Raw genomic sequence first — 21,949 nt, 5'->3', positions numbered from 1 at the left:
CCGGCTGTGGCCGTGGCGACAGGAGGGCACCGGTGGTGGAGCGGCGGGACGGGGCGGGCGGCGCGGACCGGCGGACGCGGGTGGTGGTGGCGGTGATGGACGCGGACGGGCGGCTGAGCCCCGGCGCGCTGGCGCACGTCGCGCCGCTGTTCGCCGACCCGGCGGTGGGCGGGGCCCAGTTGGCCGTCCGGATCCGCAACCGGGACCGGCTGCTGACCCGGATCCAGGACGCCGGGTTCTGGGGCGCCGCCGCGACCGCGCAGTACGGGCGCGACCCGTTCGGGACGGTCAGCCTGGGCGGCAACGCCCAGTTCGCCCGGCTGTCGGCGCTGCGCTCGGTGCCCGGCGCGCCGTGGACGGACTCGCTGACCGAGGACCTCGACCTGGCGCTGTCACTGGCCGTCCGGGGCTGGCGGCTGCGCACCACCAGCCTGGCGCACGTCGTCCAGGAGGGCCCGGAGCACCTGCGGGCGCTGCTGCGCCAGCGCACCCGCTGGGCGCAGGGGCACATGGTCTGCGCCGGGCGGCTGGGCGAGGTGTGGCGCAGTTCGCGGCTGGGCACGGCGGCGGCGCTGGAGCTGGCGCTGTACCTGCTGCAGCCGTGGCGCCTGGCGCTGCCCTGGTCGGTGCTGGCGCACCTGCTGGCGGTGCTGGGCGTGCTGGCGACGCTCGCGGTGGGCGCGCACAGCGGGGTGGCGGCGGCCGTGGCGACCGCGGTGGCGGTCTACCTGCTGGCGTTCGCGCCGCACCTGTACCAGGCGACGCTGTACCACCGGCGTACCCGGCACTACGGCTGGTGGCGCTCGGTCGGGCTGCACCACGCCTCGTACCTGCTGACGTACGTCACCTACCTGGCGACCTGGCGGGCGCTGTGGCGGATCGTGCGGGGGCGGCGGGACTGGGCGAAGACCCGGCGGGTGGCCCGGGCGGCCGAGGGGCGGTAGGCGGGGCGGGGGGGCAATGGGCGGGGGCAGCGGGCCGGGCGGGGCGGAAGCGGAGGCAAACCCTCCCCCGGCAAAGCGGTGTCGTTCGGCCAAGCGTCAGGCCCCTTGGGCAAAGGGCTGGTTCGGATCGGCGCCGACGCCTTGTTCGGCATGAGCATGCCCCTCTAGGGTCGCACACCAGTCCGTCCCCGCACGGACGCCCCGGCCGAACGGCGGCCCCCGAACCCCGCCTTCGCGCCCGCCCCGTCGCGCGCCCGGACACCATCCGTCCGCGCGGCCCGGCATGCACCGCTTCCGGTCACCCCAGCCAAGGAGGCACCTCCGCATGCGCACTTCCGCCGCCGCCCGCCGCACGGCCCTCGCCGTCGCGGGCACCGCCGCCCTCGCCCTCTCCGCCCTCACCACCGCCGCCCCGGCGGGCGCCGCCGTCGACCCGCAGGTACGCGGCCAGGCCGGCACGTCCTGGGTCCGGGCCTGCGACACCCTCGCCCACGGCGACACCGTGGCCTGCCACGCCCTGCGCGTGACCAGCACCGTCGAACCGGTCGCCGCGTTCGGCGTCAGCCCGCACCTCACCCCCTCCGGCTACGGGCCCGGCGACCTGCTCAGCGCGTACAAGCTGCCCGCGAACGGCGGCGCGGGCACGACCATCGCGATCGTCGACGCCTACAACGACCCCAACGCCGAGGCCGACATGGCCGTCTACCGCTCCCAGTACGGGCTGCCCGCCTGCACGAAGGCCAGCGGCTGCTTCAAGCAGGTCAACCAGAGCGGCGGCAGCACCCTGCCCGCCAACAACACCGGCTGGGCCGGGGAGATATCCCTCGACCTCGACATGGTCTCCGCGATCGCCCCCAACGCCCACATCGTGCTGGTCGAGGCCAGCAGCGCGACGATGGCCAACCTCGGCACCGCGGTGAACACCGCCGTGAGCCTGGGCGCCAAGTACGTCTCCAACAGCTACGGCGGCAGCGAGTCCTCCGCCGACACCTCGTACGACAGCTCCTACTTCAACCACCCGGGCGTGGCCATCACCGTCTCCTCCGGCGACTCCGCGTACGGCGCCCAGTACCCGGCCGCCTCCAAGTACGTGACCGCGGTCGGCGGCACCGCCCTCAAGCGGGACAGCAGCACCCGCGGCTGGTCGGAGAGCGTCTGGCTCACCAACTCCACCGAGGGCACCGGCTCCGGCTGCTCCAAGTACGACGCCAAGCCGACCTGGCAGAAGGACACCGGCTGCACCAGGCGCACCATCGCCGACGTCTCCGCCGTCGCCGACCCCGCCACCGGCGTCGCCGTCTACCAGACCTACGGCGGCAGCGGCTGGGCCGTCTACGGCGGCACCAGCGCCGCGGCCCCGATCATCGCGGGCGTCTACGCCCTCGGCGGCGCCCCCTCCAGCGGCTCCAGCCCGGCGTCCTTCCCGTACGCCCACACCAGCGCCCTGTTCGACGTCACCACCGGCTCCAACGGCTCCTGCTCCCCGACCTACCTGTGCAAGGCGGGCACCGGCTACGACGGCCCGACCGGCCTCGGCACCCCCAACGGCACCACCGCCTTCAAGGGCTGACGCCGCACCGCACCACGGAGGCCGCCACCACCCGGTGGCGGCCTCCGCCGCTGCCCGGCTCAGGCCGGGCGCAGCGTCACCGCATGCTGCGCGCGGACGAGTTGCAGCATCGGGCAGCGCGCGTCGGCGGCGGCCAGCAGCGCGGCCAGCGTCGGCGCGGGCACGTCGCCGCGCAGGTCCACGGTCGCCGTCAGGTCGTACGGGACGGCGGGCGCGTCGGTCGGGACGCCGAAGAACCGGGCGTCGTTGTTGCGGGCGCTGACCCTGACCTCGGCCCGGTCCAGCGGGACGTCCTCCAGCGCGGCGATGCACAGCAGGGTGTGCGTCAGGCAGGTGCTGACCACCGCGCACAGCAGCTCCGGCGAGGACGGCCCGAGGCCGAACCCGCCGATGTCCGGGCCGCCGTCGCCGAGGAACGACCACTCCCCCACCCGCACCTTGCGCACCCCGGTCGCGTCGTCGGCCACGCAGACCGCGGAGACCTCCTCGTCCCAGTCCGCGCTGCTCGGCCGCCGCCGCGCGGCGTCCCGCATCGCCGCACCCTTGTCCTTCAAGTGCTGGGCCAGCCCCGGCCGTTGACCCGCAGTCGTGTTCGTCATGCCCGGTAGCGTACGGGCCGCCCCCCGGGGACGGCTGCTCAAGCTCCGGCTGCGGCCAACAGGGGCACCGATCGCGCGAGTTCGGCATCGGTGTGGGCGCTCGGCGGCCCCGGCCGACGCGCGCCCGGGGCGCGGACCGGCGGTTCTCCCGGGCGGCGTCCGTGGTGGTCACGTCGTCATGTCCTCACGTCGCCGCGTCGTCACGTCGCCGCGTCGTCACGCGGCATCGTGGAAGACCAGGCCGAGCGTGCGCCGGGTGCCCGAGCGCACCGTGCTGACGCCGTGCCGGACCGGTGCCGTGGACCAGCCCCGGGCGGAGCGGACCGGGCGGTCCCGGGTGGTGAACACCAGGCCGTGGCCCTGCGGGAGGAGGGTGGAGGTGCCGCGGGACTGGGCGCGCGGGCGCTGCTCGACCAGCAGGAACTCGCCGCCCGTGTAGTCGCGGCCCGGCTCGTCCAGGCCGATCACGACCTGCAGCGGGAAGACCAGGTCCCCGTACAGGTCGCGGTGCAGCGCGTTCCAGTCGCCGGGGCCGTAGCGCAGCAGGATCGGGGTGGGCCGGTCCTGCCCGGCCGCGCGGCACATGTCCAGCCACTGGGCCAGGGTGTCCGGCCAGGGCGCGGGGCGGCCCAGCTTGGCGGCCCAGTCGCGGGCGACGGTCAGCAGGTGCGGGTAGAAGGCCTCCCGCAGGGCGCGCAGCGGCTCGGGGAGCGGGTGGGCGAAGTAGCGGTACTCGCCGGAGCCGAAGCGGTACCGGGCCAGGTCGACGGTGGCGCGGAAGCGCCCGGTCTCCTCGTACAGCGCGGCGAGGGCGCGGCACTGGGCCGGGGTCAGCAGGCGCGGGGTGAGGGCGCAGCCGTGCGCGTTCAGCTCCTCGGTCAGGGCGGGCCAGTCGGCCCCGGCGACCGGTTCGCGCAGGGCGGGTACGGGGCGGGTGGTGGTGGTCATGGTTCCTCCGGTGTGCTGTCCGGCGCCCGCGTGGCGGAGCGGTGGTGCCCGCGCTCCGGCGGCGGGCCGCCCGGCGGGTCCTCGGTCGTCGGGCGCACGGTCACCGGTCGGCTCCTCCGCCCGGGGCGGCGCCGGACGTCCTCGTGGACGTCAGCCTTCGCCATCCGGCGGGCGATGTCCGGCGGTATTCGGACGTCGCACGCGGGCGGCCCGCCGACCGGGGCGGGACGGCCCCGCGGCCGCCCAGGGGGACGCGCCGTCCGGAATCCGGTGCGGTCGCTGCGTACCCTGACAGGTCGTCAATCCGGTAACAGGGCCGACTACACGGTGCCGGTCCCCCGGGGAACGTGACACGCCCCACACTGGGCCAACCCCCGCGGCGCCGGTCCGACCGGCCCGGTGCCGTCCCGTCGTGCCCGTGCCCCGAGGAGTCACCGTGTCCTCCACCGAGCAGTCCCCCGCCGTCCAGGGACCGCCACCCGTCCAGCGCCTCAAGGCGAACTCCGTCGGACTGACCGGCGTGATCTTCATGGCGCTGGCGACGGCCGCGCCGATCACCGCGATGACCGGCAACCTCCCGGTGATCGTGGGCGGCGGCAACGGCGTCCACGCGCCCGCGGGCTTCCTCTTCGTCACCCTGGTGCTGACGGTCTTCACGGTCGGGTACGTGTCGATGGCCCGGCACATCACCACCGCCGGAGCGTTCTACGGCTACGTCTCGCACGGTCTGGGCCGGGTGGCGGGTCTGGCCTCGGGCATGCTGGCGGTGCTCGCGTACGTGGTCTTCGAGGCCTCGATCGTGGGGATCTTCGCCTACTTCGCCCAGCAGGCCGTGGAGTCGCAGTTCGGGGTCGACCTGCCCTGGCAGGTGTTCGCGCTGGCGATGCTGGCCGTCACCGCGGTCCTGTCGTACTTCGACCTGGAGGTGGCCTCGAAGGTCCTCGCCGTGTTCCTGGTCGGCGAGGTGCTGATGCTCACCGTGCTGGCCGCCGCGGTCCTGGCGCACGGCGGCGGCCCGGACGGCCTGCACGTCTCGTCCCTGAACCCGACCGGCGCGTTCGCCGGGGTGAACGCCGGGGTCGGCCTGTTCTTCTGCTTCTGGTCGTGGATCGGCTTCGAGTCGACCGCGATGTACGGCGAGGAGTCCCGCAACCCCAAGCGGATCATCCCGCGCGCCACCCTGCTCGCGGTCGTCCTGCTCGGCGTGCTCTACACCTTCGTCTCCTGGATGGTGCTGAGCGGGAACGGCCCGGAGCGGGCCCTCGTCACCGCCGCCGGTTCCAGCCCGCTCGACCTGTTCCTCGGCCCGGCCCGGCAGTACCTGGGCCCGTGGGCGGTCACCGCCTTCCAGTGGCTGATGGTGACCAGCGCCTTCGCCTGCGGCATGGCCTTCCACCAGTGCGCGGCCCGCTACCTGTACGCGATCGGCCGCGAGGGCTTCCTGCTCCCGGCGCTCGGCCGCACCCACCCGCGGCACGGTTCGCCCTACGTCGCCTCCTTCGCCCAGACCGGCATCGCGCTGGCCGTCGTGGTGGCCTTCTGGGCGACCGGCCAGGACCCGTACGTCAGCCTGTACACCCTCACCGCGATCCTCGGCACGCTCGCCCTGCTGGTGGTGCAGACGCTGTGCTCCTTCGCCGTGATCGCCTACTTCCGCCGCAACCACCCCGAGTCCCGGCACTGGTTCCGCACCTTCACCGCCCCGCTGCTCGGCGGGCTCGGCATGCTCGCCGCGATCGTGCTGCTGGTGACGAACCTGGACACCGCGGCCGGTGCGGCCTCGAAGATCCTCTTCTTCCGGTTCATCCCGTGGATCGTCGTCGCGGTCTTCCTCGGCGGCATCGCGCTCGCCCTCTGGATGCGGGCCAGGCGCCCGGAGCGGTACGAGGTGATGGGCCGGCTGGTCGTCGAGAGCGCCCAGGAGCGCACGGACGAGGAGCACCCGGACGACGCGCCCGCGACCGCCGCGCGCTGACGCCCCGCCACCCCCTCCCGCCGCTGTCGACACCCCCTCGCCCCCCACCGAGAACGGAAAGGCCCTCCCCCATGGCGCGCACCCACCAGGCCCGACTGATCCGCAACCTGCTCGCCGACCAGGCGGTGGCCGAACGGCTGCGACTGCCCGTCGACGACTACCGCGGCCTCCGCGACGAGGCCCGCGCCGACGCCGACGGCCCCTCCCGCCGCGCGCTGCTCGCCCGGGCCGCGGCCGTCGGCGTCGGCCTGGCCGGGGCGTCCGCCCTGGGCGGCGGCGCCCGGGCCCACGCCGCCCCCGCTCCCGTCCCGAAGATCGGCGGCTCCCCCCGGATCGCGATCGTCGGCGCCGGGATATCCGGCCTGAACGCGGCCCTGACCCTCGCCGACAAGGGGGTCGCGGCCACCGTCTACGAGGCCCACCCCACCCGGATCGGCGGCCGGATGTACTCCGGCGGCAGCCCCGCCAACCCCGGCACCTGGAACCAGGGCCAGGTCTCCGAGTGGGGCGGCGAGCTGGTCGACACCGGCCACCACGCGATCAAGACCCTCTGCCAGCGCTTCGGCCTCGGCCTGACCGACGTCGGCGCCGCCCTGCCGCCCGGCGCGGAGGGCGTCTTCCACTTCAACGGGCACTACTACCCGAAGGACCGGGTCGACGCCGACTTCAAGCAGATCTGGCAGACCGTCAAGAACGACGTCCAGGCCGGTGGTTCCGCCCCCACCTGGAACAGCCACAACGCCGCCTCGGTCGCCCTGGACCGCATGTCGATCCGCGACTGGATCGAGTCCCGCGTCCCCGGTGGCTTCGGCAGCGACCTCGGCGCGCTGCTCGACTGCGCCTACGCCGTCGAGTACGGCGCCGACACCACCGCGCAGTCCTCCTACGCGATGCTGGTGATGCTCTCCTGGCAGTCCAGCCCCGGCAACCTCTCCATCTGGGGCGGCTCCGACGAGCGCTGGCACATCACCGGCGGCAACGACCAACTGCCCCGGGCCATCGCCGCCGCGCTGCCCGCCGGGACGGTGCAGCCGGGCCACACCCTGCAGGCGGTGGTCCGGAACGCCGACGGCACCCAGACCCTCACCTTCGCCCTGGACGGCGGCGGCACGAGGACGGTCGTCGCCGACCACACCGTCCTGGCCGTGCCGCTGCCGATCCTGCAGGAGCGCGTGGACCTGTCGCGGGCCGGGCTCGACCCGATGATGAAGGGCGTCCTGGCGCACATGCGGATGGGCGCCTGCACCAAGCTCAACATGCAGTTCACCCGCCGCGACTCGTGGTCCGGCACCGGCGCCTGGCCCGGCGTCTCCAACGGCGAGTGCTTCGCCGACCTGCCCTACCAGCAGGCGTGGGACGTCACCCGGGGCCAGGCCGGGAGCAACGGCATCCTGGTCCAGTACGGCGGCGGCAGCCTCGCCCGCGGCCTGACCCCGCCGACCGCGTTCACCGACGCCGCCACCCCGTACACCCGCAACCTCGTCGACGACTACCTCAGCCAGATCGACAGCGTCTGGCCCGGCACCAAGGCCGCCTGGAACGGCCGGGCCACCCTCTCCGCCTGGCACCTGAACCCGTACTCGTACGGCGCCTACTCCTACTGGCCGGTCGGCTACCTGACCGGCTACGCAGGGTACGAGGGCACCGCGCAGGGCAACCTGCACTTCGCGGGGGAGCACACCTCCTACGACTTCCAGGGCTACATGAACGGCGGCGCCGTCGAGGGCGCCCGGGCCGCCGGGGAGGTGCTGGCCGCCCTCGCCTGATCCGCCGCACGCCCCCGAACGGGGGGTCACGCGCTCCATCCGGGGGAAACCGCGAGGTCACGCGGTCTCCCCCGGCCAAGCGAAATCCCGCCTCCAGGCGGCGCAGGGCGGCGGCGGGGCCGGGGTGGCAGCGGGGCGTCGTCCCTTTGCATGGGGCGCATGTCAACTCTTCGACACGGGCGTCACCGCACGCTCCGGTCCGACCTGCTGCTGCCCTGGGTGCGGCAGACCTGTGCCCCCCGGCGGCGACCCGCCGTCCCGGCCGCGGCCTGGCGCTCGCTGCTGGCGGTGACCGCCCCGGCCGGTCTCGGCCTGCTGACCGGGCGGCCCGCCGAGGGGGTGATGGTGGCGCTGGGCGCGCTCTCGGCGGTGCTGACCGACGTGGCGGTCGGCTACCGGCACCGGGCGGTCACCATGCTGCCGCCCCAACTGCTGGGCGTGGCCGGGGCGTTCGCGACCCTGACGGCCGAGGGCGAGCCGCTCGCGCCGTACGTGCTGCCCGCGCTCGGGGTGGTGGCGGGGGTGCTGGCCTGCCTGGGCCCGGAGGGCTCGCTCGGCGCGATGATCCTGCTGATGGACGCCGAGGTGGCCATGGACCTGCCGCTGCCCGGGCCGCTCTGGCTGCCCCCGGCGCTGATGCTGCTGGGCGGCCTGTCGGTGGTCGCACCGGCGCTGGCCGGGTGGCCCTTCTTCCGCGGCCGGGCCGAACGGGCGCTGCTGGCGCAGTGCCTGACGGGCTGCGCGGCGGTGCTGGAACCGGACGCCGCCGGGCCCGCCGGGACCGCCCGGCGACGCGCCCTGCACGACGCGCTCGAACGGGCCCGGCACACCGGCACGGTCGGCGGCGGCCCGCTCCCGGCCCGCCACCTGCCCGGGCTGCTCGCCCTCGCCGGGACGGCCTCCGCGGCCGGGGCCCGCGGGCTGGCCTCCGACGGGGCGCTGCGCGAGCGGCTGCGCGCCGAGGCGCAGCGGATCGCGGCGGGCCGCCCGGCGTCGGACGCGCCGTGGCCGCCGGGGCGCGGGCCGCTGGACGTGCGGCTGGCGCGGGCGGCCAGGGCGGCGGTCGCGCCCGAAGTCCCGTCGGACGCAGGCGCGTTGACGGGGGCGGGGGCGGGGTCCGTCCGGGCGGACGGTCGGTGGGCGGCGGCCCGGGCGGTGCCGGCGGATCCGCGGTCCTGGCTGGGCGGCCTGCGGGTGGGCCTGGCGCTGCTGCTGGCGGGCGCGGCGGCGGCGTACTGCGACCTGCCGCACCCGTACTGGGCGGTGCTGAACGTGACCTTCGTGTGCCGTCCGGACATCGGGCCGGTCACCGGCCGTGCGCTGGAACGGTTCTGCGGGACGGCGCTCGGCCTGCTGTGCAGCGGACTGGCGCTGGCCTGGGCGGGGTCGGACGCGGTGCTGCTGGCGGTGCTGGCGCCGGCGGCCGGGCTGGTCCCGGCGCTCTCCGGGACGGGCTACCTCTACCAGGCGGCGGCGCTGGCCACGGTGGTCATGACGGTCACCCAGCTCGCGGGCGACCCGGGACTGCCGCTGCTGCTGCCCAACCTGGCCTCCTGCGCGATCGGCTGCCTGGCCGCGGCCCTCGCCTGCGAACTGCTCGGCCCCCGCCACCGGCAGCTCGCGGTGGCCCGCCGCCTCGCCGCCGCGGTCGAACAGGCCACCCTCGCGCTGTCCCCCCACCGCCCCCGCACCGCGCTCGCCCCGTACCTCCACCTGGCTTTGGCCCGCGCCGAGTTCGAGCGCGCCCGGCGCGAGCCGCCGTGGCGGCGGGGGGCGACCGGGCGGTGGGCCGCGCTGATCGACGAGGTGGAGCGGACGGTGGACGCCGCCCTCGCCCCCGTCCCCGCGCCCGCCGACCACCGCCACTTCGACGCCACCCGCCACCACCTGCACCGCCTCGCCGAACGGCTGCGCCACCCAAACGGCCTGGACGGCCTGGGCACGGCAACGAGCGCAGCAGCGGGCGGGACGACGGCGGAGGGCCGCCGCCCGGCCGCGCCCGCGCCGCGGGCGCCCGGGGTCGGGTGGCGCAGCGCCCGGGTCGGGTAGGGCGGCGCGGCCCCGGCGGCGTCCGTCGGGATGCCGAGGGCGGCGGTCCCCGTCGGCGGGGTCGGGTAGGTTCCCGGCATGCCCGACACCGATCCCCTGGTCCCCGTCCTCGCCGGACTCGTCGTCGACCTCGTCCGCTTCCTCGACGACTGCGAGGACGACGAGGTCGACCCCGACTCCGCGGTCCGCATGACGGAGGACGTGGGCTGGGTGCTGAAGCAGCTGCCGCCGGAGCAGCTCGACCGCTTCCTGGCCGTGCTGGCGGGCCTGGCCGCGGCGGAGCCGGACCCGCGGCGGCGGGAGTTCCTGGCGGAGTTCCCCTTCTCCTGCGGCCTGGTCCCGGAAGGCCCCGAAGGCTGAGGCCGGGCCCCGAGGACTAAGGCCGAACCCCGGCGGCCCCCGGCGGCCGGGCCCTCTGCCCGCGGCGAATCTGCGGCGGGCAGAGAACCCTTCGCCGGGGGCCGCCGGGGGCCGACAGTGGAGTCACCGACCCTCCGTCAGCACCGGGAGAAGCGATGACCCCACTGCCCCCCACCCTCCAGCAGCTCCGCCCCCGGGCGGAGGACGGCGACACGCCGCCCAGCCCGTTCGACGACCACCTGGCGGCGCTGCTGCTGGCCCGGCGGATCGTGCTGCTCGGCACCCAGGTCGACGACGTGTCGGCGAACCGGGTGTGCGCGCAGTTGCTGCTGCTCTCCGCGGAGGACCCGGAGAGCGACATCAGCCTGTACATCAACAGCCCGGGCGGGTCGGTGACGGCCGGTCTGGCCATCTACGACACCATGCGGCTGATCCCGAACGACGTGTCGACCCTGGCGATGGGGTTCGCCGCCAGCATGGGCCAGTTCCTGCTGACGGTGGGCGCGCCGGGCAAGCGGTTCGCGCTGCCGAACGCGCGGATCATGATGCACCAGCCCTCGGCCGGCATCGGCGGCACCGCGGCCGACATCGAGATCCAGGCGGAGAACCTGGAGTACACCAAGCGGGCCATCGAGCGGATCACCGCCGAGCACACCGGGCAGAGCCCGGAGACGATCGCCCGGGACGGCGACCGGGACCGCTGGTTCACGGCCGAGCAGGCCCGCGACTACGGGATGGTCGACCGGGTGCTGGAGTCGCTGTCCGAGGTCGGCGCCGGGGCGTCGCGGCGACGGGCGGGGCTGTGACCATGGCCTCCTACCCGATCCCGTACGTGATCGAGCGGACCGCGCAGGGCGAGCGCTCGTACGACGTGTTCAGTCGGCTGCTCAACGAGCGGATCGTCTTCCTCGGCACCGAGATCGACGACGGCGTGGCCAACGTGGTGATCGCCCAGTTGCTGCACCTGGAGTCCGCGGGCCACGACCAGGAGATCGCGATCTACCTGAACTCGCCCGGCGGGTCGTACACCGCGCTGATGGCGATCTACGACGCGATGAGCTTCGTGCAGTGCCCGATCGCCACCTACTGCGTCGGGCAGGCCGCCTCCACCGCGGCGGTGCTGCTGGCGGGCGGCGACCCGGGGCGGCGGGCGGTGCTGCGGCACTCGCGGGTGCTGCTGGGGCAGCCCGCCAGCGGCGGGCGGCGCGGGACGGTCTCCGACCTGAGCCTGGCCGCCAAGGAGGTGCTGCGGATCCGCGCCCAGGTGGAGGAGGTGCTCTCCCGGCACACCGGCCACCCGGTGGCCGAACTGCGGGCGGACATGGACCGGGAGAAGGTGTTCGGCGCGGAGGAGGCCGTCGCGTACGGTCTCGCCGACCGGGTGCTGAACAGCCGCCTCCCCGCCGCCTGAACCCCGGTGCGGCGGGCCGCTCTGCCGGGGAGCCGTCAGGCCGCCAGGCAGAGCCCGCCGTACCGGCCCGCGGTGGCCGTCCGGCCGCCCAGGGCGGTGGTGCTGCGCAGGGCGGTCGTGCTGTGCGCCGCGACGAGTTCCCGCTGCACCAGCGAGAGCACGTCGCCGAGCCCGAGGCCGAGCGCCCGGGCGGCGGCGGCGAGCACCTCCGAGGAGGCCTCCTTGCGGCCGCGCTCCAGCTCCGACAGGTAGGGGACGGAGATCCGGGCGGCCTCCGCGACGTCCTTCAACGTCCGTTCCTGGGCCAGGCGTTCGCGTCGCAGCACGCCGCCCACCACGTCCCGCAGCAGCGGCTCCTTGGGCTGCCTGGGCTGCTGCGCCTCCGGCCGGGGGCGCAGCGGGACGACGCGGGGCCGGAGGTCGGCCGGCGCGGGCGAGGCGTGAGTTGTCATCTCCCCAGCCTAGGCACCGCGCCCCCGGGCGGAAGCCCGCGCCGCTCTGCCCTCAGCAGAACCGGCCGCCGGGAACTGGCGTTCCCCCGGCGGCCGGTCCGCACCGCGTCGGTCGGGCTACTCCTTGCCGGGCACCGCCAGGATGCACAGCAGCGAGCAGGCCACCGCGGAGGACGCCGCGCTGGTGGTCGGGGTGGTGCCCGCGGGCGCGTTCGCGGCGACGAAGTTCGCGGACGCGGTGTTCTTCAGCGGCAGCGCCAGCAGCAGCGAACTGCAGTAAACCTGGCGGCTGCTCCCGGCGGCCAGCGCGAACGTCCCGGCGGCGTTCCGGCAGGCGGGCGTGGTCGGGTCGTTGACGGTGACCTGGGCGGCGTCGACCGGTCCGGCGTTGGTGACGGTGATCCGCCAGTACGCGGTGCCGAGCAGGCCGAGCAGGCCGACGGGACTGGTCTTGGCCCAGGGTCCGGGTCCGCCGGGTCCGCAGTCGTGCGGGTTGGCGGAGCCGCAGATCTCCTTCTCGACGCCGACCTTGGGCTGGCAGCCGCTGCCGGGGGCGACGGCGGTGGTGACGGTGTTGGAGGTGAGCGCGCCGGTGGCGTCGGTGCCGGTGGCGGTGTTGGTGACCTTGCTGGTGGCGCAGTCGGCGCCGACGGTGGTGCGGAAGCAGATCTGCGGCGCGTCGCCCCGGTACTCGACGACCAGCATCGGGTGGTTGGTGGCGGTGAAGTCGCCGGTGCTGGTGAGCACGAGCTGGGCGGTGACGGTGAGCGCGGGGTGCGCGGCGGGGTCGATGCCGCTCAGGTCGACGGTGCCGTCGGGGGCGAGGCCGGGGTTGGCGACGGGGGTGCCGTCGGGGTCGGTGACCAGCACCCGGGAGGCGGCGAGGTCGAGGTGGGTGAGGTCGAGGCCGGTGAGCCGGGCCCGGGTGTAGGCCTGGACGTGGCCGGTGCTGCCGTCGCAGTAGAAGTCGGCGGGGGCGAGGGTGACGGTGGCGCCGCTGTGCTGGCAGGGGCTGGCGGCGGTGGCCGGGTCCATCGAGAAGAGGATCCCGGCGTCGCCGAGGCCGATCAGGCAGCGGGTGGTGCTGTCGTAGCGGTAGCCGTAGTCACGGGTGACGCCGTTGTTGGCGGTGGGGTGGGTGGCGATCTGCGGGAACCCGGCGCAGGGGGCGGCGGCCGTCCAGTCGTAGCAGACGGTGGCGCCGTTGCCGCCGCTGCCGCTCCAGACGGGGAAGTAGCTGCGGGTGCCGCCGTCGGTGGTGACGGTCTCGGGGTCGAAGCTCAGCGTCCCGCCGCTGAGGGCGGACAGCGCGGTGGGCGGGGTGAGCGGCGAGCCGTCGACGGCGTAGCAGGTGGTCAGCACGGTGGTGCCGCCGACGGTGCTGGTGCAGGCGCCGACGGGGTGCCCGGCGGTGTCGTACGCGGTGTAGGCGTTGTAGGTGTTGTAGGAGGAGTTGGGCCCGGCGGTGTGCGGGGTGTCCCAGCCCGCGCAGACGGTGTTGGTGGCGGTGTCGAAGCAGCCGATGGCGGGCGGTCCGGTGACGCTGGAGCCGCCGCCCAGCGGGGCGGAGGAGGCGAACACCTTGTCGCCGACGGTGGTCAGGCCGCCCTGGTAGAGCGCGGTGGGGGTGTTCGGCAGGTCGTGGTTGGGGGCGACGACCGGGCCGTAGGGCTGTCCGGCGCAGGGGGTGCGGGCGGGCAGCGCCAGGCAGAGCACCTGGCCGGTGCTGGCGACGGCGTACAGGTGGTCGCCGACCTTCGCCAGTCCGGCGAGGCTGTTGGCGCTGCTGGGGCTGGTGCCGTTGGCGGCGAGCGCGGTGTAGCCGCAGTTGGCGTGGGCGGCCAGGTCGAGGCAGGCGATGCCGACGCCGGTGGCGGTCGAGGCCGGGTAGTACAGCAGGTTGGGCTGCTGGGGGTCGAGCACGTACTTGGAGGTCAGCGGGCTGCCGAGGTCGCCGGTGTTGCCGGTGCCGAGCGGTCCGGCGGCGCTGTTCAGCGGGCGCGGCCAGGGACCGCCGGTACAGGGCTGACCGGTGGTCAGGCTGCTGCACACCACCTTGGCGGCGGCCGGGGTGGCGTGGTGGTAGATGCTCCAGGCCTGCACCTCGCCGGTGGGCGTCCGGTACAGCACGGGGGTGTAGCCGTCGCCGCCGGTGGCCTGCGCGGTGGGCTGGACGGGGGCCAGCAGCAGCGGGGAGACCTCCGTCCCGCCCGCCCGGGAGACCGGGTTCTCGGCCCGGACCGCGACGGTGGCGGCGCCGGTGTCGTTCGGCCCGAAGGTGCTGCCGTCGGTCGACCAGGAGGCGGTCCAGCCCGGCGGCACCTTCAACGAGCCGGGCACGTACGCCTGGGCGCCGCCCGCCCCGGTGATCGCGTCGGTGACGGTGGCCGGGGCGGGGGTGTCGCCGGTGGTGCCGTTGCGGTACTGGACGGTCCAGTTGAGGGTGTCCCCGTGCTCGGCGGTGGCGGCGCCGGGGTGGGTGGTGTTCTGCACGCTCTTGACCAGCGCGGAGCCGGACGCGGGGTCGGCGGCGGTGGCGGTGTCCGCGGCGGCGGCCCGGCCGCTCGCGGGGAGGGTGCCGCCCGCGCCGACCAGCAGCAGGGCGGTGGTGAGCGCCGCGGCCAGGGCGGCGCGGGGCGTCCCGGTTCGGCGGGTGCGGTCGGCTCGACGGATCGGCAGGGGCGGACGTTGGCTTCTCAGCACGGTTTCTCCACCTCGGATCAGCAGCTGACCTGACGGTGCGTCAGGTCACGCCGCGGACCAAGGTAAGGCGCCGGACCGTTCGCCCCGGACCTACTTTTCCTATTGATCGCATCATGAACGAATATGACCGTCCGCCGGGCTCGTCACCGCCCCGGAAAACGAACGAACGGCCGTCGATCGCCCGGGAGTTCGCCGACCGGGCCCGCTCAGGGTTCGGCGTGCAGGCTCGGCAGGTTGACCACGATCGCCTCCTGGGTGCTGCGGGCGATCACCACCACCGCCTCGTGCGCGGGATCGGGGTTCTCCTCGCGGTGCGGGACGTAGGGCGGCACGAAGACGTAGTCCCCCGGCCCGGTGCGCAGCCGGACCTCGACCGGCTCGCCCGAGGAGTGGTCCAGGAAGACGAACTCGGGGTGGCCGCTGACCACGTGGATCGCGGTCTCCGACTCGCCGTGGTGGTGGTCGGAGGAGGCGGTGGCGGGGGCGACGTGGGTCTGGCCCATCCAGAGCTTCTCCGAACCGACGGTGCGCCCGCTGATCGCCGCGAACCTGCGCATCCCGCCGCTCTGCGCGGTGTCGCCGTCGAGCCCGTCGGCCCTGATGTGGTGCAGGCGGGCGCGCAGCGGGACGGCGGCGCCCGGGTCGGCGGCGCCCGGTGCGGGCAGGTGCGGGTGGAAGCCCTCCCCCGCGCAGGTGGTCGCGCTCCCGTCGGTCGCCGGTACGGGGTGGTGCGGTGCGGCGGACACGGGTCCTCCCGGGGTCGGCGGGGTGCGCGGAACGGGGGGAACGCTAGGCGCGCCCCGAAAAGGATGTCAAGAGGTGTCCTTTCGCCCGGAGCTCCGGATCGACTGCTCCGGGCGGGACTTGATGATCTCCCGCCCCGGTGGATACTTCGGGGTATGCATATTTCCGCGAAGGCGGACTACGCCGCCCGCGCCCTGGTCGAGCTGGCGTGCGACACGGGACGTCCGCTCACCTGCGAGGCCATCGCCTCCTCCCAGGAGATCCCGTTCCGGTTCCTGAAGTCCGTCGTCGGCGACCTGCGCCGGGCCGGGCTGGTCCGCAGCCAGCGCGGCTGCGAGGGCGGCTACTGGCTGGGCCGTCCGGCCGCGGAGATCACGCTGCTCGACGTGGTGCGCGCCGTGGACGGCGAACTGATCACCCTGCGCGGCGAACCGCTGGCCCACCTCGCCTACCCGGGCCCGGCCGACGCGCTGCCCGGCATCTGGCGCGAGGTCGAGGAGCGCACCGGGGAACTGCTGGCCGCCACCACCGTGGCCGCCCTGGTGCGCCGCTCCCGCCGCCCGGCACCCCGCCCGGTCGCGGAGGCGGTGTGACCGGCCGTCCGGGCCCGGTCCCCCCGCTGGAGGTCGTCGAGTTCACCGACCCGTTCTGCCCCTGGGCCTGGGGCTCGGAGCCGGTGCTGCGGGCGCTGCGCCGCTCGCTGGGCGGGAGCGCCGCGCACCGGCGGGTGTTCGGGATCCTGTTCGACGAGGACGAGGAACCGGCCCCGGATCCGGCCGCGGAGGCCGCCTGGTACGGGGAGTTCGTGGCCCGGGTGTCGGGGCACACGGGCGCGCCGCGCCCGGCCCGGCTGCGCTGGGTCGCGGCGAGCAGTTGGCCCGCCTCGCTGGCGGCCGCGGCCGCGGAGGCGCAGGGCCCGCGGGTGGCCGAGCGGGTGCTGCGGCGGCTGCGCGAGTCGATGTTCGTCCGGGGCGAGCCGGCCGACACCCCGGAACGGATCGCGGCGGCGCTGCGCGGGGTGCCGGACCTGGACGCGGCGGCGCTGGCCGCGGCCGCGGCCTCGGCGCCGGTGCGGGAGCGGGTGGCACGCGACCGGGCCGAGACCAGGGCGCCGCGGCCGGAGGTGGTGGGACTGCGCGGGCCGGGCCCGCACCCGGGCGGGGCGAAGGAGATCGCGGACGGGCACCGCTACGCCCTGCCGACGCTGCTGTTCCGCGGCCCGGCGGGGTGCCGGGTGGTGCCCGGCTGGCGTCCGGCGGCGGAGTACCTGGCGGCGGCGCGCGCGGTGTGCCCGGAGCTGCCCGCGACGCCGGAGGAGCGGCCCGACCCGGCCGAGCTGCTGCGCCACCACCGGAGCCTGACGGCGCCGGAGCTGCCGGACGGCCCGCCGCCCGGGGCGGTGACGCTCGCCACCGCGGGCGGCCCGCTGCACCTGTCGGCGGAGGAGGCCGCCGTCTCGCCGCTGCTCTCCGGATCCTGAGACGCTCCGGACACGTCCCGAACCGCGCGACCCTTCCTGACGCTCCGTCAGTTTCCTTCCGCTGTCTGCGGATTCATTCCCCCGGCGGCTCGAAGCAGCCCGCGCCCCAATGGGACACCTTTTGGTGTCCATTGACACCGGGCCGGACCGCCCGACAGGATGACGGCATGGTTTCGACGCACCCCAACGTGGTGTGCCGCTACGTGGACTTCCGGCGCACCAGCAGCGACCTCTGTCTCTGAGTGCCCTCCTCCGCCGGCGGCACGACCGCCCGCGGCTCCCGGAGCGCGGCCGTCCCGCGCCGCCCGGCAGGCCCCGGCCGCCGTCCCCGGGCCTCCTCCCCCTCCAGGCACCGCCGCCTCGCCCCTGACCGGGCGGCGGCAGCTGCCGCCCCCTCCCCCCTCCGGTGCCCCGCCGCGCCGTCGCACCCGTTCCCCGCCGTCCGCGGTCCGCCCGCGTCGAGGCGCGCGTCCGGGTGCCCGCCGCGCCGTGAAAGGTGACGCACGCCCATGACCAGCTCCGCCCTGCCCTCAGCCACCCTCGCCAGACGCTCCTTCCTCGGCCTCGGCCTGGGAGCGGGCGCCGCGCTCGCCCTCGCCGCCTGCGGCGGCGCCACGGTCGCGCAGACCGGCTCCGGCAGCTCCGGCACCCTCAAGTGGGGCTGGGCGCTGCCCACTTCGTGGGACCCGGTGTTCTCCTCGGCCGGCTGGGACGTGCACGTGCTGTCCCTGGTCTACGCCGGGCTGACCAAGCTCGACGAGAGCGGCAGGGCCGTCCCCGCCCTGGCCACCGGCTGGACGTACGACGCCGACGGCACCCGGCTGACCTTCACCCTGCGCCCCGGGCTGGTCTTCGCGGACGGCACGCCGCTGGACGCCACCGCCGTGCAGAAGAGCCTGGACCGGGGCCGGACCGAGCCCAAGTCGCTGGTCGCCCCGCAGCTGACCCAGGTCAAGCGGGTCTCGGCCCCGGACGCCACCACCGTGGTGCTCGAACTCGCCTCCCCCGACTACCAGTTGCCCAACCTGCTGGCGGGCAAGACCGGCCTGGTGGTGAACCCGAAGGCGTTCGAGTCGAACGCCGCGGCCCTGGCCTCCGCGCCGGCCGGCGCGGGACCGTTCAGCCTGGTCTCCTACGTGCAGAACAGCAAGGCCGTGCTGCGCCGCAACCCGCACTACTGGGACGCCGGTTCGATCGGGCTGGAGAACTTCGAGGTCTACCCGCTGCCGGACGCCGCCACCGTGGTCAGCGGCCTGCAGTCCGGGCAGTTCGACGTCGCCCAGATCCCCGGCAGCCAGGTCGAGGCCGCCCGGGCCGCGGGCCTGGAGGTGCAGGAGATCCCGTCGCTGGTGGTCGCGGTGCTGGACGTCAACACCACCAAGGCGCCGTTCGACAACCCGGACGTGGTCGAGGCGCTGAAGTACGCGATCGACCGCGAGGCCCTGGTGAAGACCCAGCTGTTCGGGCACGGCGAGGCCAACTACCAGCCGTTCCCGAAGGGTTACGTCGGCTACGACCCCGGCTCGGCGGACCTGTTCCGCTACGACCCGGACAGGGCCCGGGCGCTGCTGGCGAAGGCCGGGCACCCGGACGGCGTCGACCTGACGCTGACCACGAGTGCCGCGCAGGGGCTGCCCGAGCAGTTGCAGGCGCAGCTGAAGCAGGTCGGCATCCGGGCCACCATCGAGGTGATCCCGCAGGCGCAGGCCACCCAGATCGTCTACGTGCAGCACTCCAAGGCGCTGTTCACCGACCAGTTCGCGGGCCGCGACTCGGCCGCCCAGGCGTTCCAGGTGCTGTTCGGCGAACAGGGACTGATGAACCCGGGCCGCACCACCCCTCCGGAGCTGCTGGCGGCCGTGCAGCAGGTGTCGCGCACCCCGCTGGACTCGCCGGACTACCCGAAGGCGCTGCGGGCGGCGACCGCGCTGGCGGTGCGGACGATGCCGAACGTGTTCCTGTACAGCGTGCCGCGGCTGCTGGCCCGGCGGAAGGCGGTGTCGCCGATCCCGGCGTTCACCGTGGTGCAGCGCTTCGAGGGGGTGAGGGTCGCGTGAGCGCGGCGCTGCCCGTCCCGACCGGGCGCACCGCCGGGTGGGTGGTGCGCCGGGCCGCCCGGGCGCCCCGCTCGCTGGGCCGGGTGCTGGCCTCCGCCGCGACGGTGTTCCTGCTCTCCTCGGTGCTGACCTTCGGGCTCGGCGCGGTCTCCGACGCCAACCCGGCGGCGGCGGTGCTCGGCGAGACCGCGACGCCCGCCGACATCGCCCGCCTCGACCACGAGTTCGGCCTCGACCGGCCGCTGTGGGCGCAGTTCGGCAGCTGGCTGGGGCACGCCGTGCAGGGCGACCTGGGCCGCTCCTGGTTCACCACCCTGCCGGTGGGCGACTCGATCGCGACCGCCCTCCCGGTGGACCTGTCGATCGCCGGGCTGGCGCTGCTGCTGGCCGTGCTGCTGGGCGCGGCCGGGGGCGTCGCGGCCGCGCTGCGCCCCGGCAGCCGGGTGGACCGCGCGGTCACCGCGCTGTGCACCCTGCTGGGCACGCTCCCCGCGTTCGTGGTCGCGATCGGTCTGATCACCCTGGTCTCCGTGCAGTTGCGGCTGCTGCCCTCGGGCGGCTACGTGCCGCTGGGGCAGGACCCGGGCCAGTGGCTGCGGTTCGCGCTGCTGCCCGCCCTGGCACTGAGCCTGGACGCGGCGGCGGGCATCGCCCGGCAACTGCGCACCTCGCTGGTCGGCGCGCTGCGCGAGAACTGGGCGACCGGTGCGACGATGCGCGGGCTGTCGCGGCGCCGGGTGCTGTTCGGGCACGTACTGCGCAACGCCGCCGGGCCCGCCGTGACGGTGCTCGGGATGAGCGTGCCGATGCTGATCGGCGGCGCCGTCGTCACCGAGCGGATCTTCAACCTGCCGGGGATCGCCCAGCTCTCGCTGCGCGCCGCCGAACAGCACGACGTCCCGGTGATCCAGGGCACCCTGCTGGTGACCGTCGCCGTGGTGCTGGTCGCCAACCTGGCGGTGGACGCCGGGCTGCTGGCGCTCAACCCGGCCGCCCGCCGCCCGGCCCCGGCGGGTGCGCGGTGAGCGCGGCGCTGCGCCGCCCGGTGGTGCGGGCCTCGCTCGCGGTGCTGGCCGCGGTCGCGCTGCTCGCCGTGCTCGGCGGGCGGCTCGCCCCGCTCGACCCGCTCGCCCAGGACACCGCGCACCTGCTCCGGGGGCCCGGCGCCGGGCACCTGCTGGGCACCGACTACCTGGGCCGGGACGTGCTCAGCCGGCTGCTCGCGGGCACCGGCCCGTCGGTGGCCGCGGCCGCCGAGGCGGTCGGCACCGCCCTGCTGCTCGGCGTGCTGCCCGGCCTGGCCTCGGTGCGCTTCTCCGCCCCGCTGGCCTGGGCCGCGCTGCGCGCCGTGGACGCCCTGATGACGCTGCCGTTCACGCTGTTCGCGATCGCCGCGGTCGGCGTGCTCGGCAACGGGCTGCACCAGGCGATGCTGGCCCTCGGCGTGCTGCTGGCCCCGCTGTTCTTCCGGGTCACCCGGGCCGCGGCGCTCGGCCTGGACCGGGCCCAGTACGTGGAGGCCGCCGAACTGATGGGCGCCGGACGGCTCACCGTGCTGCGCACCCACGTGTGGCGCAAGGTGCTGCCGACGGTCGCGGTCACCACGGCGCACGCGCTGGCCACCGCCCTGCTGACGGTCGCCTCGCTGACCTTCCTCGGCATCGGCGTCCAGCCGCCCGCCCCGACCTGGGGCGGGATGCTCGCCAGCGACCTGGGCTTCCTCGCCCAGCAGCCGTGGGCCCCGGCCGTTCCCACCGCGCTGATCATGCTGACCGTCGGGGCGCTCAACCTGCTCGCCGACGCCCTGCGGGACGCCGAACCGGCCGCGCCCGCGCCCGACACCGCGGCGGACGCCGTCCCCGTCCCGCCGCCGCACCCCGAGGAGGTCCGCGATGACCACCGCGTCCACGTCTGAGCGCCCCGTCCTGGAGGTCGAGAACCTGCGGGTGTCCGTCGGCCGGGGCGCCGCCGAGGCGGTGCGGGAGGTGTCCTTCACCGTCCGCGCCGGGCAGTGCGTCGGCCTGGTCGGCGAGTCCGGCAGCGGCAAGACGCTCACCTGCCGGGCCGTGCTGGGCCTGCCCGCCCCCGGCGTCGAGGCCGCCGCAGACACCCTCGCCCTCGGCGGCACCGACCTGCTCGGCCTGGACGGACGCGGCTGGCAGCGGCTGCGCGGCACCCGGCTCGGCGCGGTGTTCCAGGATCCCGGCTCCTACCTCAACCCCTCGCTCACCGTCGGCCGCCAACTCGCCGAACCGCTGCGGGTGCACGGCGGCCTCTCCCGCGCGGACGCCCGCCGCCGCGCCGTCGAACTCCTCGACTCGGTCGGGCTGCGCGACCCGGAGGCCGTCCACGACCGCTACCCGCACGAGCTGTCCGGCGGCATGCTGCAGCGCGTCCTGATCGCGATCGCCGTCAGCGGCGACCCCGACCTGCTGGTCGCGGACGAGGCCACCACCGCGCTGGACACCGTCGTCCAGGCCGAGGTCCTCGACCTGCTGGCCCGGCTGCGGGAGGAACGCGGCCTCGGCCTGCTGCTGGTCAGCCACGACCTCGCGGTGGTCGCCGACGCCACCGACCGGCTGCTGGTCCTCTACGCGGGCGAGGTCGTCGAGGACGGCCCGACCGCGAACGTGGTCGCCGCGCCCGCCCACCCGTACACCGAGGCCCTGCTCGCCGTCGCCGGGCTCGGCGGCGGCACCCGCACCCGCTTCCCGGTCATCCCCGGCCGGCCCCCCGCCCCCGGCACCTCCGCCCCGGGCTGCCGCTTCGCCCCGCGCTGCGCGTACGCGACGCCGGAGTGCACGCTCGCCCCGGTCCCCCTGGCCACGGGGGCGGACGGCCGCAAGGTGCGCTGCCTGCGCAGCAGTTAGGGGCCCGGGGAACGGCGGGTC

At 75.6% G+C, this 21,949-nt stretch carries 19 protein-coding genes; 14 read left to right on the top strand and 5 right to left on the bottom strand.

The features are described 5' to 3' along the window. Window positions 1-32: 32 nt before the first annotated feature. The gene (locus ACFY00_RS25865) at window positions 33-944 is read left to right on the top strand and encodes a glycosyltransferase (protein ID WP_388033944.1); all 912 of its coding nucleotides are present in this window, start codon (window positions 33-35) and stop codon (window positions 942-944) included. A 325-nt stretch (window positions 945-1,269) separates the two neighbouring features. Then, window positions 1,270-2,514, top strand: a complete 1,245-nt coding sequence (locus tag ACFY00_RS25860) for a peptidase S8 (RefSeq protein WP_388033943.1) — start codon at window positions 1,270-1,272, stop codon at window positions 2,512-2,514. A 59-nt stretch (window positions 2,515-2,573) separates the two neighbouring features. On the opposite strand, the gene ACFY00_RS25855 is transcribed toward ACFY00_RS25860, so the two are convergent. Beyond that, the gene (locus ACFY00_RS25855) at window positions 2,574-3,113 is read right to left on the bottom strand and encodes an OsmC family protein (protein ID WP_388033942.1); all 540 of its coding nucleotides are present in this window, start codon (window positions 3,111-3,113) and stop codon (window positions 2,574-2,576) included. Window positions 3,114-3,329: 216 nt separating this feature from the next. Continuing rightward, the gene (locus ACFY00_RS25850) at window positions 3,330-4,061 is read right to left on the bottom strand and encodes a 2OG-Fe(II) oxygenase (protein WP_388033941.1); all 732 of its coding nucleotides are present in this window, start codon (window positions 4,059-4,061) and stop codon (window positions 3,330-3,332) included. Window positions 4,062-4,590: 529 nt separating this feature from the next. On the opposite strand from ACFY00_RS25850, the gene ACFY00_RS25845 reads away from it, so the two are divergent. The 6 genes from ACFY00_RS25845 to ACFY00_RS25820 all read left to right on the top strand — a co-directional run bounded on the left by ACFY00_RS25845 (window position 4,591) and on the right by ACFY00_RS25820 (window position 11,622). Next, entirely contained in the window at window positions 4,591-6,036 is a 1,446-nt protein-coding gene (locus ACFY00_RS25845) for an APC family permease (protein ID WP_388033953.1), read from the top strand. A gap of 71 nt (window positions 6,037-6,107) precedes the next feature. Further along, window positions 6,108-7,802 (top strand): flavin monoamine oxidase family protein, encoded by a 1,695-nt coding sequence (locus ACFY00_RS25840; RefSeq protein ID WP_388033940.1) that lies wholly within the window; start codon window positions 6,108-6,110, stop codon window positions 7,800-7,802. A 159-nt stretch (window positions 7,803-7,961) separates the two neighbouring features. Then, on the top strand, window positions 7,962-9,851 hold the full coding sequence (locus ACFY00_RS25835; protein WP_388033939.1) for an FUSC family protein: 1,890 nt from the start codon (window positions 7,962-7,964) through the stop codon (window positions 9,849-9,851). 78 nt (window positions 9,852-9,929) lie between these two features. Beyond that, window positions 9,930-10,211: a hypothetical protein gene (locus tag ACFY00_RS25830; protein ID WP_388033938.1), complete on the top strand. Its 282-nt coding sequence runs from the start codon at window positions 9,930-9,932 to the stop codon at window positions 10,209-10,211. A 155-nt stretch (window positions 10,212-10,366) separates the two neighbouring features. Beyond that, window positions 10,367-11,017, top strand: coding sequence for a ClpP family protease (locus ACFY00_RS25825; RefSeq protein ID WP_388033937.1), 651 nt, complete (start codon window positions 10,367-10,369; stop codon window positions 11,015-11,017). Window positions 11,018-11,019: 2 nt separating this feature from the next. After that, window positions 11,020-11,622 (top strand): ClpP family protease, encoded by a 603-nt coding sequence (locus ACFY00_RS25820; protein ID WP_388033936.1) that lies wholly within the window; start codon window positions 11,020-11,022, stop codon window positions 11,620-11,622. Window positions 11,623-11,657: 35 nt separating this feature from the next. Here ACFY00_RS25820 and ACFY00_RS25815 read toward each other — a convergent pair whose 3' ends face one another. The 3 genes from ACFY00_RS25815 to ACFY00_RS25805 all read right to left on the bottom strand — a co-directional run bounded on the left by ACFY00_RS25815 (window position 11,658) and on the right by ACFY00_RS25805 (window position 15,523). Then, complete coding sequence (locus ACFY00_RS25815) at window positions 11,658-12,074, bottom strand: helix-turn-helix domain-containing protein (protein WP_388033935.1); 417 nt, start codon at window positions 12,072-12,074, stop codon at window positions 11,658-11,660. A gap of 117 nt (window positions 12,075-12,191) precedes the next feature. Further along, window positions 12,192-14,777, bottom strand: coding sequence for a hypothetical protein (locus tag ACFY00_RS25810; RefSeq protein ID WP_388033934.1), 2,586 nt, complete (start codon window positions 14,775-14,777; stop codon window positions 12,192-12,194). 206 nt (window positions 14,778-14,983) lie between these two features. Beyond that, window positions 14,984-15,523 (bottom strand): cupin domain-containing protein, encoded by a 540-nt coding sequence (locus ACFY00_RS25805; RefSeq protein WP_388033933.1) that lies wholly within the window; start codon window positions 15,521-15,523, stop codon window positions 14,984-14,986. Window positions 15,524-15,676: 153 nt separating this feature from the next. On the opposite strand from ACFY00_RS25805, the gene ACFY00_RS25800 reads away from it, so the two are divergent. The 6 genes from ACFY00_RS25800 to ACFY00_RS25775 all read left to right on the top strand — a co-directional run bounded on the left by ACFY00_RS25800 (window position 15,677) and on the right by ACFY00_RS25775 (window position 21,928). Next, entirely contained in the window at window positions 15,677-16,114 is a 438-nt protein-coding gene (locus tag ACFY00_RS25800) for an RrF2 family transcriptional regulator (protein WP_388033932.1), read from the top strand. Further along, window positions 16,111-17,001, top strand: a complete 891-nt coding sequence (locus tag ACFY00_RS25795; RefSeq protein WP_388033931.1) for a DsbA family protein — start codon at window positions 16,111-16,113, stop codon at window positions 16,999-17,001. Before ACFY00_RS25800 ends, ACFY00_RS25795 begins: the two co-directional genes overlap by 4 nt. 509 nt (window positions 17,002-17,510) lie before the next feature. After that, window positions 17,511-19,058 carry an ABC transporter substrate-binding protein gene (locus tag ACFY00_RS25790; RefSeq protein ID WP_388033930.1) on the top strand — a complete coding sequence of 516 codons (1,548 nt, stop codon included), beginning with the start codon at window positions 17,511-17,513 and terminating at the stop codon, window positions 19,056-19,058. Next, window positions 19,055-20,083: an ABC transporter permease gene (locus ACFY00_RS25785; RefSeq protein ID WP_388033929.1), complete on the top strand. Its 1,029-nt coding sequence runs from the start codon at window positions 19,055-19,057 to the stop codon at window positions 20,081-20,083. Before ACFY00_RS25790 ends, ACFY00_RS25785 begins: the two co-directional genes overlap by 4 nt. Then, window positions 20,080-20,973 (top strand): ABC transporter permease, encoded by an 894-nt coding sequence (locus ACFY00_RS25780; protein ID WP_388033928.1) that lies wholly within the window; start codon window positions 20,080-20,082, stop codon window positions 20,971-20,973. The genes ACFY00_RS25785 and ACFY00_RS25780 overlap by 4 nt, the downstream gene beginning before the upstream one ends. Then, a complete protein-coding gene (locus ACFY00_RS25775) occupies window positions 20,951-21,928 on the top strand; it encodes an ABC transporter ATP-binding protein (RefSeq protein ID WP_388033927.1) in 978 nt (325 codons plus the stop codon). Before ACFY00_RS25780 ends, ACFY00_RS25775 begins: the two co-directional genes overlap by 23 nt. Window positions 21,929-21,949: the final 21 nt, after the last annotated feature.

The sequence above is a fragment of the Kitasatospora sp. NPDC001540 genome, from assembly GCF_042894345.1.
Taxonomy (GTDB): Bacteria; Actinomycetota; Actinomycetes; order Streptomycetales; family Streptomycetaceae; genus Kitasatospora; species Kitasatospora phosalacinea_C.
This window is presented reverse-complemented; position numbering and strand designations above follow the sequence as displayed.